Here is a 15,808-nt window from a genome sequence, read left to right on the forward strand (position 1 = left end):
CCATGAGCAAGATCCTGATCCGCGGTGCGAAGCTGCTGGGCGGCGAGGCGCTGGACGTGCTGGTCGACGGCGCGGTGATCGCCGCTACCGGCGCCGGCCTCTCCGCCGAGGGCGCCGAGGTGGTCGACGCCACCGGGCAGATCCTCCTGCCGGGCCTGGTCGACCTCCACACCCATCTGCGCGAGCCCGGCCGCGAGGACTCCGAGACCGTCCTCACCGGCACCCGCGCCGCCGCGAGCGGCGGCTACACCGCCGTCTTCGCCATGGCCAACACCCACCCGGTCGCCGACACCGCCGGCGTGGTCGAGCAGGTCTACCGCCTCGGCAAGGAGTCCGGCTACTGCGACGTGCAGCCCATCGGCGCCGTCACCGTCGGCCTGGAGGGCCGCAAACTCGCCGAGCTGGGCGCCATGCACGAGTCCGCCGCCGGCGTCACCGTCTTCTCCGACGACGGCAAGTGCGTGGACGACGCGGTGATCATGCGCCGCGCCCTCGAGTACGTGAAGGCCTTCGGCGGGGTCATCGCCCAGCACGCCCAGGAGCCCCGGCTGACCGAGGGCGCCCAGATGAACGAGGGCGTCGTCTCCGCCGAACTCGGCCTCAGCGGCTGGCCCGCCGTCGCCGAGGAGTCGATCATCGCCCGGGACGTCCTCCTCGCCGAGCACGTCGGCTCCCGCGTCCACATCTGCCACCTGTCGACCGCCGGCTCCGTCGAGATCGTCCGCTGGGCCAAGTCCCGCGGCATCGACGTCACCGCCGAGGTCACCCCGCACCACCTGCTCCTCACCGACGAGCTGGTGCGCAGCTACAACCCGGTCTACAAGGTCAACCCGCCGCTGCGCACCGAGCGGGACGTGATGGCCCTGCGCGAGGCGCTCGCCGACGGCACGATCGACATCGTCGCGACCGACCACGCCCCCCACCCGCACGAGGACAAGGACTGCGAGTGGGCCGCGGCCGCCATGGGCATGGTCGGCCTGGAGACCGCGCTCTCCGTCGTCCAGCAGACCATGGTGGAGACCGGGCTCCTGGACTGGGCGGGCGTCGCCGAGCGGATGTCCTTCGCGCCCGCCCGCATCGGCGGGGCCAAGGGCCACGGACGGCCCGTCTCGGCTGGTGAGCCCGCCAACCTCACCCTGGTCGATCCGGCTTACCGTGGTGTCGTGGACCCCGCGGGCTTCGCCTCCCGCAGCCGCAACACCCCCTACGAGGGCCGCGAGCTGCCCGGGCGCGTGACGCACACCTTCCTGCGGGGCCGTGCGACGCTGATGGACGGGAAGCTGGCGTGACACCTGCACTTGTGAATCTGGCCCTGAACGCGGCGAACACCGCCGCCGAGCGGAAGTCGGCGGAGGTGACCGACTGGGCCGCGCGCATCGGGTGGACCGTCGGACTGCTGATCTTCGTCGTCCTCGTCTACTGGCTGATGCGCCAGGGCTGGAAGTGGCGCGGCAGCCTCCAGTCGGACCTGCCCGAGCTGCCCGCCCTGCCCGAGGCGCCCGGCGAGCCGAAGCTCACCCTGGCCGGCCGCTACCACGGCTCCACCACCGCCGGGCAGTGGCTGGACCGGATCGTCGCCCACGGCCTCGGCGTCCGCAGCCGCGTGGAACTCACCCTCACCGACGCCGGACTCGCGGTCGTCCGCCCCGGCGCCCGGGACTTCTTCGTGCCCGCCGAGGCACTGCGCGAGGCCCGCCTCGACAAGGGGATCGCCGGCAAGGTCCTCGCCGAGGGCGGTCTGCTGATCGTCACCTGGCAGCACGGCGAGCGGCTGATCGACTCCGGCTTCCGCTCCGACCGGGCCGCCGAGCAGACCACCTGGGCCGACACCCTCAACGACATGATCAAGACGACGGAAGGCACCGCACGATGACCACCTCCACCAGGGGAGCCGCCACCGCTCCCGCCGTGCTCGTCCTGGAGGACGGCCGCACCTTCCGCGGCCGCGCCTACGGGGCCGTGGGGGAGACCTTCGGCGAGGCGGTCTTCAGCACCGGCATGACCGGCTACCAGGAGACCCTCACCGACCCGTCGTACCACCGGCAGGTCGTCGTGATGACCGCCCCGCACGTCGGCAACACCGGCTACAACGACGAGGACGACGAGTCCCGGCGGATCTGGGTCGCCGGATACGTCGTCCGCGACCCCGCCCGGATCCCGTCCAACTGGCGCTCCCGCCGCACTCTGGACGACGAGCTGACCGCCCAGGGCGTCGTCGGCATCTCCGGGATCGACACCCGCGCCCTCACCCGGCACCTGCGCGAACGCGGCGCCATGCGCGTCGGCATCTTCTCCGGCGAGGCCCTGGCCGACGAGGCCGCCCTCCTCGACCGGGTCCGGCAGGCCCCCGCGATGAAGGGCGCCGCCCTCGCCGCCGAGGTCGCCACCACCGAGCCGTACGTGGTGCCGGCCGTGGGCGAGAAGAAGTTCACCGTCGCCGCCCTCGACCTCGGCATCAAGGGCATGACCCCGCAGCGGATGGCCGAACGCGGCATCGAGGTGCACGTCCTGCCCGCCACCGCCACCGCCGAGGAGGTCTACGCCGTCGAACCGGACGGCGTCTTCCTCTCCAACGGCCCCGGTGACCCCGCCACCGCCGACCTCACCGTGGTCAAGGCCGTCCTGGAGCGCGGCACCCCGCTGTTCGGGATCTGCTTCGGCAACCAGCTCCTCGGCCGGGCCCTCGGCTTCGGCACCTACAAGCTCAAGTACGGCCACCGGGGCATCAACCAGCCCGTGCAGGACCGCACCACCGGCAAGGTCGAGGTCACCGCCCACAACCACGGCTTCGCCGTCGAGGCCCCCCTCGACCGCGTCTCCGACACCCCCTACGGCCGCGCCGAGGTCTCCCACGTCTGCCTCAACGACGACGTGGTGGAGGGGCTGCGGCTCCTCGACCGCCCGGCCTTCAGCGTCCAGTACCACCCCGAGGCGGCCGCCGGCCCGCACGACGCCGCGTACCTCTTCGACCGCTTCGTATCTCTGATGAGCACCACCCAGATGGAGGCCGAGCGTGCCTAAGCGCACCGATATCCAGTCCGTCCTGGTCATCGGCTCCGGCCCGATCGTCATCGGCCAGGCCGCCGAGTTCGACTACTCCGGCACCCAGGCGTGCCGCGTCCTCAAGGCCGAGGGCCTGCGGGTGATCCTGGTCAACTCCAACCCGGCCACGATCATGACCGACCCGGAGATCGCCGACGCCACCTACGTCGAGCCGATCACCCCCGAGTTCGTCGAGAAGATCATCGCCAAGGAGCGCCCCGACGCCCTGCTGCCCACCCTCGGCGGGCAGACCGCGCTCAACACCGCCATCTCCATGCACGAGCAGGGGGTGCTGGAGAAGTACGGCGTCGAGCTGATCGGCGCCAACGTGGAGGCGATCCACAAGGGCGAGGACCGCGACCTGTTCAAGGAGGTCGTCGAGGAGGTCCGGCGGAAGATCGGCCACGGCGAGTCCGCCCGCTCGGTCATCTGCCACACCATGGAGGACGTCCTCGCCGGCGTCGACACCCTCGGCGGCTACCCGGTCGTGGTGCGCCCCTCCTTCACCATGGGCGGCGCCGGCTCCGGCTTCGCCCACGACGAGGAGGAACTGCGCCGCATCGCCGGCCAGGGCCTCACGCTCTCCCCGACCACCGAGGTCCTCCTGGAGGAGTCCATCCTCGGCTGGAAGGAGTACGAGCTGGAGCTGATGCGCGACAAGAACGACAACGTCGTGGTCGTCTGCTCCATCGAGAACTTCGACCCGATGGGCGTCCACACCGGCGACTCCATCACCGTCGCCCCCGCGATGACCCTGACCGACCGCGAGTACCAGCGGCTGCGGGACATCGGTATCGCGATCATCCGCGAGGTCGGCGTCGACACCGGCGGCTGCAACATCCAGTTCGCCGTCGACCCGGCGGACGGGCGGATCATCGTCATCGAGATGAACCCGCGCGTCTCCCGCTCCTCCGCCCTCGCCTCCAAGGCCACCGGCTTCCCGATCGCCAAGATCGCCGCCAAGCTCGCCGTCGGCTACACCCTCGACGAGATCCCCAACGACATCACCGAGAAGACCCCGGCCTCCTTCGAGCCGACCCTCGACTACGTGGTCGTCAAGGCCCCCCGGTTCGCCTTCGAGAAGTTCCCGCAGGCCGACTCCACCCTCACCACCACCATGAAGTCGGTCGGCGAGGCCATGGCCATCGGCCGCAACTTCACCGAGGCCCTCCAGAAGGCCCTGCGGTCGCTGGAGAAGAAGGGCAGCCAGTTCGCCTTCACCGGCCCGGCCGGCGACAAGGCCGAGCTGCTGCGCGAGGCCGTGCGGCCCACCGACGGCCGGATCAACCTCGTGATGGAGGCCATCCGCGCCGGGGCCACCCCCGAGGAGGTCTTCGACGCGACCCGGATCGACCCCTGGTTCGTCGACCAGCTCTTCCTGATCAAGGAGCACGCCGACGAGCTGGCCGCCGCCGACAAGCTCACCCCCGAGCTGCTCGCCGACGCCAAGCGCCACGGCTTCTCCGACGCCCAGATCGCCGACATCCGCGGCCTGCGCGAGGACGTCGTCCGCGAGGTCCGCCACGCCCTCGGCGTCCGCCCGGTCTACAAGACGGTCGACACCTGCGCCGCCGAGTTCGCCGCCCGGACCCCGTACTTCTACTCCTCCTACGACGAGGAGTCCGAGGTCGCCCCGCGCGAGAAGCCCGCGGTGATCATCCTCGGCTCGGGCCCCAACCGCATCGGCCAGGGCATCGAGTTCGACTACTCCTGCGTCCACGCCTCCTTCGCGCTGCACGACGCCGGCTACGAGACCGTCATGGTCAACTGCAACCCCGAGACCGTCTCCACCGACTACGACACCTCCGACCGGCTCTACTTCGAGCCGCTCACCCTGGAGGACGTCCTGGAGATCGTGCACGCCGAGTCCCTGGCGGGCCCGATCGCCGGTGTGGTGGTCCAGCTCGGCGGCCAGACCCCGCTGGGCCTCGCCCAGGCCCTGAAGGACAACGGCGTGCCCGTGGTCGGCACCAGCCCGGAGGCCATCCACGCCGCCGAGGACCGCGGCGCCTTCGGCCGGGTGCTCGCGGAGGCCGGGCTCCCCGCGCCCAAGCACGGCACCGCCACCACCTTCGCCGGCGCCAAGGCCATCGCGGACGAGATCGGCTACCCGGTCCTGGTCCGCCCCTCCTACGTCCTCGGCGGCCGGGGCATGGAGATCGTCTACGACGAGACCCGGCTGGAGGCGTACATCGCCGAGTCCACCGAGATCTCCCCGTCCCGCCCGGTCCTGGTGGACCGCTTCCTCGACGACGCCATCGAGATCGACGTCGACGCCCTCTACGACGGCCACGAGCTCTACCTCGGCGGCGTCATGGAGCACATCGAGGAGGCCGGCATCCACTCCGGCGACTCCGCCTGCGCCCTGCCCCCGATCACCCTCGGCGGGCACGACATCAAGCGGCTGCGCGCCTCCACCGAGGCCATCGCGGCGGGCGTCGGCGTCCGCGGCCTGATCAACATCCAGTTCGCGATGGCCGGCGACATCCTCTACGTCCTGGAGGCCAACCCCCGCGCCTCCCGGACCGTGCCCTTCACCTCCAAGGCCACCGCGGTGCCGCTCGCCAAGGCGGCGGCCCGGATCTCGCTCGGCGCCACCATCGCCGAACTGCGCGCGGAGGGCCTGCTGCCGCGCCAGGGCGACGGCGGCACCCTCCCCATGGACGCGCCGATCTCCGTCAAGGAGGCCGTGATGCCGTGGACCCGCTTCCGCGACGTGCACGGCCGCGGCGTGGACACCGTCCTCGGCCCGGAGATGCGCTCCACCGGCGAGGTCATGGGCATCGACTCGGTCTTCGGCACCGCCTACGCCAAGTCCCAGGCCGGCGCCTACGGCCCGCTGCCCACCAAGGGCCGCGCCTTCGTCTCCGTCGCCAACCGGGACAAGCGGTCGATGATCTTCCCGGCGCGGGAACTGGTCGCCCACGGCTTCGAGCTGATGGCCACCTCCGGCACCGCCGAGGTCCTGCGGCGCAACGGCCTGCACTGCGCGGTCGTCCGCAAGCAGTCCGAGGGCGAGGGTCCGAACGGTGAGAAGACGATCGTCCAGCTCATCCACGACGGCGAGGTCGACCTCATCGTCAACACCCCCTACGGCACCGGCGGCCGGCTCGACGGCTACGACATCCGCACCGCGGCCGTCGCCCGCTCCGTCCCGTGCCTGACGACGGTCCAGGCCCTCGCCGCCGCCGTACAGGGCATCGAGGCGCTCGGGCGCGGCGACATCGGCGTCCGCTCCCTCCAGGAACACGCCGAACACCTGACCGCGGCCCGCGACTAGTACCGAGGGGGACACCGGAAACGGTGTCCCCCTCCTCATGCCCCATGAGGACACCGCTGTGTACAAGCTCTTCTTCCGACTCGTCTTCACCCGCATGGACCCCGAGCGGGCCCACCACCTCGCCTTCCGCTGGATCCGCCTCGCGGCCCGCGTCCCCGTCCTGCGCACCTTCCTCGCCGCCGCCCTCGCCCCCCGCTTCACCGAGCTGCGCACCGAGGCCTTCGGCCTGCGCATGCACGGCCCCTTCGGGCTGGCCGCCGGCTTCGACAAGAACGCGGTCGCCGTCGACGGCATGGCCATGCTCGGCTTCGACCACGTCGAGATCGGCACCGTCACCGCACGGCCCCAGCCCGGCAACCCGAAGCAGCGCCTCTTCCGGCTGGTCCCGGACCGGGCCCTGATCAACCGGATGGGCTTCAACAACGAGGGCTCCGCCGTGGTCGCCGCCCGCCTCGCCGCCCGCCGCGAGGTCTTCCGCACGACCGTCGGCGTCAACATCGGCAAGACCAAGGTCGTGCCCGAGGCCGAGGCCGCCGCCGACTACGTGGAGTCCACCGAGCGGCTCGCCCCGCACGCCGACTACCTGGTGGTCAACGTCTCCTCGCCCAACACCCCCGGGCTGCGCAACCTCCAGGCCACCGAGTCCCTGCGCCCCCTGCTCACCGCCGTGCGCGAGGCGGCCGACCGGACCGTCACCGGCCGCCGCGTCCCCCTCCTCGTCAAGATCGCCCCCGATCTCGCGGACGAGGACGTGGACGCCGTCGCCGACCTCGCCGTGGAACTCGGCCTGGACGGCATCATCGCCACCAACACCACCATCGCCCGGGAGGGCCTGGCCTCCCCGGCCGCCCTCACCGCCGAGACCGGCGGTCTCTCCGGCGCCCCCCTCAAGGAGCGCTCCCTGGAGGTGCTGCGCCGCCTCTACGCCCGCGTCGGCGACCGGATCACCCTGGTCGGCGTCGGCGGCGTCGAGACCGCCGAGGACGCCTGGCAGCGCATCCTCGCCGGGGCCACCCTCGTCCAGGGCTACAGCGCCTTCGTCTACGAGGGCCCCTGCTACGCCCGCGCGATCCACAAGGGCCTCGCCGCCCGCCTCGCGGCCAGCCCCTACGCCACCCTCGCCGAGGCCGTCGGCGCCGAGACCCGGAAGGCAGCCGCCGCATGAGCCCCCTGGAACCCTTCGGCACCCGGCTCCGCCACGCCATGGACACCCGCGGTCCGCTGTGCGTCGGCATCGACCCGCACGCCTCCCTGCTCACCGCCTGGGGCCTCGACGACGACATCGCCGGCCTGGAGCGCTTCACCCGCACCACCGTCGAGGCGCTGGCCGACCGGGTCGCCGTCCTCAAGCCCCAGTCCGCCTTCTTCGAGCGCTTCGGCTCCCGGGGCCTCGCCGTCCTGGAGAAGGCCGTCGAGGAGGCCCGGGCCGCCGGCGCCCTGGTCCTGATGGACGCCAAGCGCGGCGACATCGGCTCCACCATGGGCGCGTACGCCGAAGCCTTTCTGCGCAAGGACTCGCCGCTGTTCTCGGACGCGGTGACGCTCTCCCCGTACCTCGGCTTCGGCTCGCTGCGCCCCGCGCTGGACCAGGCCGTGCTGAGCGGCAGCGGGGTCTTCGTGCTGGCGCTCACCTCCAACCCGGAGGGCGCCGAGGTGCAGCGCGCCGCCGCGGCGGACGGCCGGTCCCTGGCCCAGCTGATGCTGGACCACATGCGGGCCGAGAACGAGGGCGCCGCGCCACTGGGCTCGGTCGGCGCGGTCGTGGGGGCCACCCTCGGGGACGCGGGCGCGGACCTGGACATCAACGGGCCGCTGCTGGCCCCCGGCATCGGCGCGCAGGGGGCGACCGCGGCCGACCTCCCGGCCGTGTTCGGGGCCGCGGTGCGCAATGTGGTGCCCAGCGTCAGCAGGGGGGTCCTCGCCCACGGCCCGGACGCGGCGGCGCTGCGCGCGGCGGCGGACCGGTTCGCGGGCGAGGTCCGCGAGGCCGTGGCCGCGGCTGAGGGCTGAGGGCTTCGGGCTGGGGGCCGGCGGCTGGGGAGCTGGGGGCTTCGGCCGGAGGGCGCGCCCCGGCGGAAAGCCGAGCGGGCCCCGGCCAAGGCCCTGCGCGTCCCCGGAGCGCGACCCCGACAGTTTCTTCACAGAAACCCGGTCATTATGTCTGAAAAGTCCTGGTCGGCCGATGCTGACCAGGACTTTTCGTCTGTTCTCGCTGACTGGAGCCCTGTTGGCCGCTAGTCTCCGTCGGAGAGCGAACGAGCAGGGCCGCTGTACCGCACTGTTCGCGCGCTCACCTGGTGCGGAGCGACCGAGTTCCGCGCCCGGTCCGTATCCGACAGTTCGACATCCGAGGTGACGTAGGCGTGGCTCTTCCGCCCCTTACCCCTGAACAGCGCGCAGCCGCGCTCGAAAAGGCCGCCGCGGCTCGCCGGGAGCGGGCCGAGGTCAAGAATCGACTCAAGCACTCCGGCGCCTCCCTCCACGAGGTCATCAAGCAGGGCCAGGAGAACGACGTCATCGGCAAGATGAAGGTCTCCGCCCTCCTGGAGTCCCTGCCGGGCGTCGGCAAGGTCCGCGCCAAGCAGATCATGGAGCGGCTCGGCATCTCCGAGAGCCGTCGCGTGCGCGGTCTCGGCTCCAACCAGATCGCGTCCCTGGAGCGCGAGTTCGGCGGCGGCGCCGCCTAGGAGGCGTCCGGATGCCCGCCGGCCGTTTCCCGGTCCTGCCGGGAACGGTCCCGGGCACTCCCCGGAACCTGGATAATCGCTGCATGGCAGCAGAGGTTCGTCCGCGGCTGACCGTGCTCTCCGGCCCCTCGGGGGTCGGTAAGAGCACGGTCGTCGCGCATATGCGCAAGGTCCACCCCGATGTGTGGCTCTCGGTGTCCGCGACGACACGCAAGCCCCGCCCGGGCGAGAAGCACGGCGTCCAGTACTTCTTCGTCTCCGACGACGAGTTCGACAAGCTGGTTGCCAACGGTGAGCTGCTGGAGTGGGCCGAGTTCGCGGGCAACCGCTATGGCACCCCGCGCCGCGCGGTGCTGGAGCGCCTGGAGGCCGGCGAGCCGGTGCTGCTGGAGATCGACCTCCAGGGCGCCCGGCAGGTCAAGGAGTCCATGCCGGAGTCGCAGCTGGTCTTCCTCGCGCCGCCGAGCTGGGAGGAGCTGGTCCGCCGGCTCACCGGCCGGGGCACCGAGTCCGCCGAGGTGATCGAGCGCCGTCTCGGCGCGGCCAAGGTGGAGCTGGCCGCCGAGGCCGAGTTCGACACGACCCTGGTGAACACCTCCGTCGAAGGCGTGGCCCGTGAGCTGCTAGCCTTGATGGAAGTTGTTTGATCGTACGTCCGATCGTTCTGCAAGTTCTTCGGAAGGCTAGAGAGTGTCCTCTTCCATCACCGCGCCCGAGGGCATCATCAACCCGCCGATCGACGAGCTGCTCGAGGCCACCGACTCGAAGTACAGCCTCGTGATCTACGCGGCCAAGCGCGCCCGTCAGATCAACGCGTACTACTCGCAGCTCGGCGAGGGCCTCCTTGAGTACGTCGGGCCCCTGGTGGACACCCACGTCCACGAGAAGCCGCTCTCGATCGCCCTGCGCGAGATCAACGCGGGGCTGCTGACCTCCGAGGCCATCGAGGGCCCGGCTCAGTAGCAGCGCAGTTCCCGTTCTTCCCACAGGCCCGGCGGCCCGTCCGCCGGGCCTGTGGTCTGTCCGGGGCCCGGTGGTCCGCTCCGGCCGGTCCGGTCAGGCGTTTGCGGCCGGGCGTTCCGGGCCGGTCGGGCGTTTGCGGCCGGGCGTTCCGGGCCGGGCCGGGCACGACGGTCCGCCGTGGGCGGCGCGGCGGGCGTGGTGCAGCATGGTGTCGAGAATCCGAGCGCGGGGAGGCGCAGTGGGCAAGCCGAAGGTGGTCCTGGGAGTCAGCGGCGGCATCGCCGCCTACAAGGCGTGCGAACTGCTCCGCCGGCTCACCGAGTCCGGGCACGAGGTCCGGGTGGTCCCCACCGCCTCCGCGCTGCACTTCGTGGGCGCCCCCACCTGGTCCGCCCTCTCCGGGAACCCGGTCTCCACCGAGGTCTGGGACGACGTCCACGAGGTCCCGCACGTCCGCATCGGCCAGCACACCGACCTGGTCGTGGTCGCGCCCGCCACCGCCGACCTGCTCGCCAGGGCGGCTCACGGGCTCGCCGACGACCTGCTCACCAACACCCTGCTCACCGCGCGCTGTCCGGTGGTCTTCGCCCCCGCGATGCACACCGAGATGTGGGAGCACCCCGCCACCCGGGAGAACGTCGCCACCCTGCGCCGGCGCGGGGCCGTCGTGATCGAACCCGCCGTGGGCCGGCTCACCGGTGTCGACACCGGCAAGGGGCGGCTGCCCGAGCCGGGGGAGATCTTCGAGGTCTGCCGCCGGGTCCTCGCGCGCGGCGCCGCCGCGCCCGACCTGGCCGGGCGGCATCTGGTGATCAGCGCCGGCGGCACCCGTGAGCCCCTGGACCCGGTCCGCTACCTGGGCAACCGCTCCTCCGGCAAGCAGGGCTACGCGCTGGCCCGGACCGCCGCCGCGCGGGGCGCCCGGGTCACCCTGATCGAGGCCAACACCGGCTTGCCGGACCCGGCGGGCGTGGACGTCGTCCGCGTCGGCACCGCGATCCAGCTCCGCGAGGCCGTGCTGAAGGCGGCCGCCGACGCCGACGCGGTGGTGATGGCCGCCGCCGTCGCCGACTTCCGGCCCGCCGAGTACGCCACGGGGAAGATCAAGAAGCGGGACGGGGTGGAGGCCCCCGAGATCACCCTGGTCCGCAACCCGGACATCCTCGCGGAGATCTCCGCCGACCGCGCCCGCCCGGACCAGGTGGTCGTCGGTTTCGCCGCCGAGACCGACGACGTCCTCGCCAACGGCCGCGACAAGCTCCGCCGCAAGGGCTGCGACCTGCTGGTGGTGAACGAGGTGGGGGAGCGCCGCACCTTCGGCGCGGAGGAGAACGAGGCGGTGGTCCTCGCGGCGGACGGCACCGAGACCCCGGTCCCGTACGGCCCGAAGGAGGCACTCGCCGACACGGTCTGGGACCTGGTCGCCCCGCGCCTCGGGAGCGGCGCGGGCGGGACCGGGATCCCGGTGCCGGGCGCGTAACGGGGCCGGGCGCGTAACGGGACCGGGCGCGTAACGGGACCGGGCCCCCGGCCGGGCCCGTCGGCGAACCGGCCCACGGACCCGCCGCCGGCCCGGCGGTGGGGCCCCGGTCAGGCCTCGGTCGGGCCCCCGTCGGGTGGCGTGGGAGGCCCCGGTCGCGGGGCCCTCGCGTGCGGAACGTGCCGGGCGCCCGGCGGCTGTGAGAAACCCCGCGAATGTCGCGAAGCGTGCACCGCGCAGGCGCTATCGTCGTAGCGATTCGACCGCGCGCCACAGGTCAGCGGGCTCCCAAGCTGCGAGACGGGTGTCCGAGCCCGGGACGCGACCGATAAACTGATACGCGGAACGTCGCGGGGCGCAGCCCCCTGCCGGTCCGTCAATGATCAGCCAGCAGCCGCTGCAACCCCAGGGAGCGATGTGTCCCGCCGTCTCTTCACCTCGGAGTCCGTGACCGAGGGTCACCCCGACAAGATCGCCGACCAGATCAGCGACACCATCCTCGACGCCCTGCTCCGGGAGGACCCGACCTCCCGCGTCGCCGTCGAGACCCTGATCACCACCGGCCTCGTGCACGTCGCCGGCGAAGTGACCACCAAGGCGTGGGCCGACATCCCCACCCTGGTGCGCAACCGGATCCTCGACATCGGCTACGACTCCTCGAAGAAGGGCTTCGACGGCGCCTCCTGCGGTGTCTCGGTGTCCATCGGCTCGCAGTCGCCCGACATCGCCCAGGGTGTCGACACCGCCTACGAGAAGCGCGTCGAGGGCGACGAGGACGAGCTCGACAAGCAGGGCGCGGGCGACCAGGGGCTGATGTTCGGCTACGCGTGCGACGAGACGCCCGAGCTCATGCCGCTCCCGATCCACCTCGCCCACCGGCTCTCCCGCCGGCTGTCCGAGGTCCGCAAGAACGGCACCATCCCCTACCTGCGCCCCGACGGCAAGACGCAGGTCACCATCGAGTACGACGGCGACAAGGCCGTCCGCCTCGACACCGTGGTGGTCTCCTCGCAGCACGCCTCGGACATCGACCTGGACTCGCTGCTCGCCCCCGACATCCGCGAGTTCGTCGTCGAGCACGTCCTGAAGCAGCTCGTGGACGACGGCATCAAGCTCGACACCGAGGGCTACCGCCTGCTGGTCAACCCGACCGGGCGCTTCGAGATCGGCGGCCCGATGGGCGACGCCGGGCTCACCGGCCGCAAGATCATCATCGACACCTACGGCGGCATGGCCCGCCACGGCGGCGGCGCCTTCTCGGGCAAGGACCCGTCCAAGGTCGACCGCTCCGCCGCGTACGCCATGCGCTGGGTCGCGAAGAACGTCGTCGCCGCCGGCCTCGCCTCGCGCTGCGAGGTCCAGGTCGCCTACGCGATCGGCAAGGCCGAGCCCGTCGGCCTCTTCGTCGAGACCTTCGGCACGGCCACCACGGACGTGGAGAAGATCGAGCAGGCCATCACCGAGGTCTTCGACCTGCGCCCGGCCGCGATCATCCGCGACCTGGACCTGCTGCGCCCGATCTACGCCCAGACCGCCGCGTACGGCCACTTCGGCCGTGAGCTGCCGGACTTCACCTGGGAGCGCACCGACCGGGTGGACGCGCTGCGCGCGGCGGCGGGTCTCTAGGGACCGCCCGGTCCTCGGGGCCGCCGTCTCCCAGCGCTCTCCCGGAGGGCCCCGGACCGCGTGGTCCGGGGCCCTTTGGCCGTCGCCGGGCGGTCGTCGGGCCAGGAACTCCGGGCCGGCCGGGGTGTCGGTGGGCTCTGGTAGGAATGGGGCTGTGAGCAGCGACGACCAGCAGCCCGGGGAGCCCGCCGACGGCGGGCCGGAGCAGCTCGCGCTCATCCGGGAGACCGTGCGCCGGGCCAAGGTGCCCCGGGCCAAGCCCCGTACCTGGCGGGGCGCCGCCCTGGCCGGGGAGCTGCCCGTCGCCCGGGTCATGGTCGACAAGGGCGCCCTCCATCTCGACCGCCTCTGGGACTACGCGGTGCCCGAGGAACTGGACGAGGCCGCGCAGCCGGGGGTGCGGGTGCGGGTTCGCTTCGGGGCCGGCGCCCACCAGGTGCGGGACGGGCGTCGCGAGGGCGGCGGCCTGATCGACGGCTTCCTCGTCGAGCGCCTCGCCGCGTCGGACTACAACGGACCGCTCGCCGCCCTCGCCCATGTCGTCTCGCCCGAGCCCGTCCTGAGCCCCGGGATGCTGGGCCTCGCCCGCGCCGTCGCCGACCGGTACGCGGGCAGCCTCGCCGACGTCCTCCAGCTCGCCGTCCCGCCGCGCAACGGCAAGGCTGAGGCGGCCGCCTCCCCGGAGCCGCTGCCGCCCCCGCCCGCCCCCGCGCCCGGCACCTGGGAGCGGTACGGGCGCGGGCCCGCCTTCCTGGAGTCCCTGGCCGGCGGCGGCTCGCCGCGGGCCGTGTGGACGGCCCTGCCCGGACCGCACTGGCCCGAGGAGCTGGCCCGGGCCGTGGCCGCCACCCTGGCCTCCGGCCGGGGCGCCGTGGTCGTGGTCCCGGACGGCCGCCGGGCGGCGCGGGTGGACGAGGCCCTCACCGGCCTCCTCGGCCCCGGCCGGCACGCCCTGCTGACCGCCGAGTCCGGCCCGCAGAAGCGGTACGCGCAGTGGCTCGCGGTGCGCCGGGGGTCGGTCCGCGCGGTCGTGGGGACCCGGGCCGCGATGTTCGCCCCCGTCCGGGACCTGGGCCTGGTCGTGATCTGGGACGACGGCGACGCCAGCCACAGCGACGACAATGCGCCCTTCCCGCATGTCCGGGAGGTCCTGGAGCTGCGCGCCGCCCACGACGGCTGCGGCTTCCTGCTCGGCTCCACGAGCTGCACGGTGGAGGCGGCGCAGCTCGTGGAGAGCGGCTGGGCGGCCCCCCTCGTAGCCGACCGGGCCCGGGTCCGGGCCGCCGCGCCACTGGTGCGGACCGTCGGCGACCAGGACCAGGCGCGGGACGAGGCGGCCCGCGCCGCCCGGCTGCCCAGCATCGCCTGGGAGGCGGCGCGGGAGGGGCTGCGCCACGGGCCGGTCCTCGTCCAGGTGCCCCGGCGCGGCTACGTCCCCCGGCTCGCCTGCGAACGCTGCCGCACCCCGGCGCGCTGCCGGCGCTGCGCCGGGCCCCTGGAGGCGCCGGACGCCCGGGATCTGCACTGTGGCTGGTGCGGGGTGGCGGAGGGGGAGTGGCACTGCGCGGAGTGCGGCGGCTTCCGGCTCCGGGCGAGCGTGGTGGGCGCCCGGCGCACCGCCGAGGAGCTGGGGCGGGTCTTCCCGACGGTGCCGGTGCGCACCTCGGGCCGGGACCATGTCCTCGACGCCGTTCCGGGGCGGCCCGCGCTGGTGGTCTCGACGCCCGGCGCGGAACCGGTCGCCGAGGGCGGTTACGCGGCGGCCCTGCTGCTCGACGGCTGGGCGATGCTCGGGCGGCCGGACCTGCGGGCGGGCGAGGAGGCCCTGCGCCGCTGGATCGCGGCGGCCGCGCTGGTGCGGGGGCAGGAGGAGGGCGGCCGGGTGGTCGTGGTCGCCGAGCCGACCCTGCGCCCGGTGCAGGCCCTGGTCCGCTGGGACCCGGTGGGCCACGCGCTGCGGGAGCTGGCGGAGCGGGCGGAGCTGGGTTTCCCACCGGTGTCGCGGATGGCGGAGGTCGTCGGGCCGCCCGAGGCCGTGCTGTCCTTCCTGGCCGCCGCGGAACTTCCGCCGGACGCGGAGGTGCTGGGCCCGGTCGCGCTGCCGCCGCCCGGCCCGGGCCGAGCCCCGGGGGGACGGACCCGGCCCGGCCCGGGGGAGCGGTGGGACCGGGCACTGCTGCGCGTCCCGCCGGGCAGTGGCGCGGCCCTGGCCGCCGCCCTGAAGACGGCCCAGGCGGCCCGCCTGGCCCGTGGCGGCGCGGAACCGGTCCGCATCCGGGTGGACCCGCTCTCCATCGGCTGAACCCGCCGGCCGGGGACGTGCCCCCGCCGTTGTTCTCGCGGCGCGTGCGGGCCCGGTCCGTCTCCGGGTGGACCGGCGGCCGGGAAGGTGCCTCCGCTGCCGGCCTGGCGGCCTGCGTGGCCCGTGGCGGCGCGGGCCCGGTCCGCATCTGGGTGGGCCGTCGGCCGGGAACGTGCCCCGGCTGCCGGCCTGGCGGCCCGCGCGGGCCCGCCCGCCCTCCGGCGAGACCGGCCGCCGACCGCCGGGCGGGCACCGCTTCGGCGACGGCCGCGCGTGCGGGACCGTGCGGAACCGGCCGTCCGCCCCGACCGGCAGCCCGGGGTGCGGTGCTCCCGCGGGCCCGCGGGGCCGTCGCCCCCGGGGGCCGGACCGGGGCGCGGCCGTGCCCCGCCCCCCGGCCGCCGGGCCATAGGGCCCGGACCGCCCGC

12 protein-coding genes are annotated in these 15,808 nt (G+C 73.7%); all 12 read left to right on the plus strand.

What is annotated here, in order from left to right; all coding sequences use genetic code 11:
- The first annotated feature begins 2 nt into the window (after positions 1 to 2).
- Entirely contained in the window at positions 3 to 1,289 is a 1,287-nt protein-coding gene (locus C593_RS0125110; protein WP_018850087.1) for a dihydroorotase, read from the plus strand.
- Positions 1,286 to 1,873 (plus strand): PH-like domain-containing protein, encoded by a 588-nt coding sequence (locus tag C593_RS0125115; RefSeq protein WP_486591183.1) that lies wholly within the window; start codon positions 1,286 to 1,288, stop codon positions 1,871 to 1,873. The genes C593_RS0125110 and C593_RS0125115 overlap by 4 nt, the downstream gene beginning before the upstream one ends.
- Positions 1,870 to 3,021, plus strand: a complete 1,152-nt coding sequence (gene carA / locus C593_RS0125120) for a glutamine-hydrolyzing carbamoyl-phosphate synthase small subunit (protein WP_018850089.1) — start codon at positions 1,870 to 1,872, stop codon at positions 3,019 to 3,021. Before C593_RS0125115 ends, carA begins: the two co-directional genes overlap by 4 nt.
- Positions 3,014 to 6,322: a carbamoyl-phosphate synthase large subunit gene (carB, locus tag C593_RS0125125; RefSeq protein WP_018850090.1), complete on the plus strand. Its 3,309-nt coding sequence runs from the start codon at positions 3,014 to 3,016 to the stop codon at positions 6,320 to 6,322. The genes carA and carB overlap by 8 nt, the downstream gene beginning before the upstream one ends.
- A 58-nt stretch (positions 6,323 to 6,380) precedes the next feature.
- On the plus strand, positions 6,381 to 7,487 hold the full coding sequence (locus C593_RS0125130; RefSeq protein WP_018850091.1) for a quinone-dependent dihydroorotate dehydrogenase: 1,107 nt from the start codon (positions 6,381 to 6,383) through the stop codon (positions 7,485 to 7,487).
- Entirely contained in the window at positions 7,484 to 8,332 is an 849-nt protein-coding gene (pyrF, locus tag C593_RS0125135) for an orotidine-5'-phosphate decarboxylase (protein WP_018850092.1), read from the plus strand. Before C593_RS0125130 ends, pyrF begins: the two co-directional genes overlap by 4 nt.
- 353 nt (positions 8,333 to 8,685) lie before the next feature.
- Positions 8,686 to 9,009, plus strand: coding sequence for an integration host factor (locus tag C593_RS0125140; RefSeq protein ID WP_005319887.1), 324 nt, complete (start codon positions 8,686 to 8,688; stop codon positions 9,007 to 9,009).
- Between the two features lie 83 nt (positions 9,010 to 9,092).
- The gene (gene gmk / locus C593_RS0125145) at positions 9,093 to 9,656 is read left to right on the plus strand and encodes a guanylate kinase (RefSeq protein ID WP_026278058.1); all 564 of its coding nucleotides are present in this window, start codon (positions 9,093 to 9,095) and stop codon (positions 9,654 to 9,656) included.
- Between the two features lie 43 nt (positions 9,657 to 9,699).
- Positions 9,700 to 9,972: a DNA-directed RNA polymerase subunit omega gene (gene rpoZ / locus C593_RS0125150; protein ID WP_005319902.1), complete on the plus strand. Its 273-nt coding sequence runs from the start codon at positions 9,700 to 9,702 to the stop codon at positions 9,970 to 9,972.
- 238 nt (positions 9,973 to 10,210) lie between these two features.
- Entirely contained in the window at positions 10,211 to 11,452 is a 1,242-nt protein-coding gene (coaBC, locus tag C593_RS30495; protein WP_018850094.1) for a bifunctional phosphopantothenoylcysteine decarboxylase/phosphopantothenate--cysteine ligase CoaBC, read from the plus strand.
- A 417-nt stretch (positions 11,453 to 11,869) separates the two neighbouring features.
- A complete protein-coding gene (gene metK / locus C593_RS0125160) occupies positions 11,870 to 13,078 on the plus strand; it encodes a methionine adenosyltransferase (RefSeq protein WP_018850095.1) in 1,209 nt (402 codons plus the stop codon).
- A gap of 154 nt (positions 13,079 to 13,232) precedes the next feature.
- On the plus strand, positions 13,233 to 15,380 hold the full coding sequence (locus C593_RS0125165) for a primosomal protein N' (protein ID WP_018850096.1): 2,148 nt from the start codon (positions 13,233 to 13,235) through the stop codon (positions 15,378 to 15,380).
- Positions 15,381 to 15,808 lie beyond the last annotated feature (428 nt).

This window comes from Streptomyces sp. CNT372 (genome assembly GCF_000377145.1).

Excerpts from the sequence above, each read along its gene's own strand:
- carA (WP_018850089.1), top strand. The coding sequence starts at position 1,870 with ATGACCACCTCCACCAGGGGAGCCGCCACCGCTCCCGCCGTGCTCGTC.
- pyrF (WP_018850092.1), top strand. The coding sequence starts at position 7,484 with ATGAGCCCCCTGGAACCCTTCGGCACCCGGCTCCGCCACGCCATGGAC.
- C593_RS0125110 (WP_018850087.1), top strand. The coding sequence starts at position 3 with ATGAGCAAGATCCTGATCCGCGGTGCGAAGCTGCTGGGCGGCGAGGCG.
- gmk (WP_026278058.1), top strand. The coding sequence starts at position 9,093 with ATGGCAGCAGAGGTTCGTCCGCGGCTGACCGTGCTCTCCGGCCCCTCG.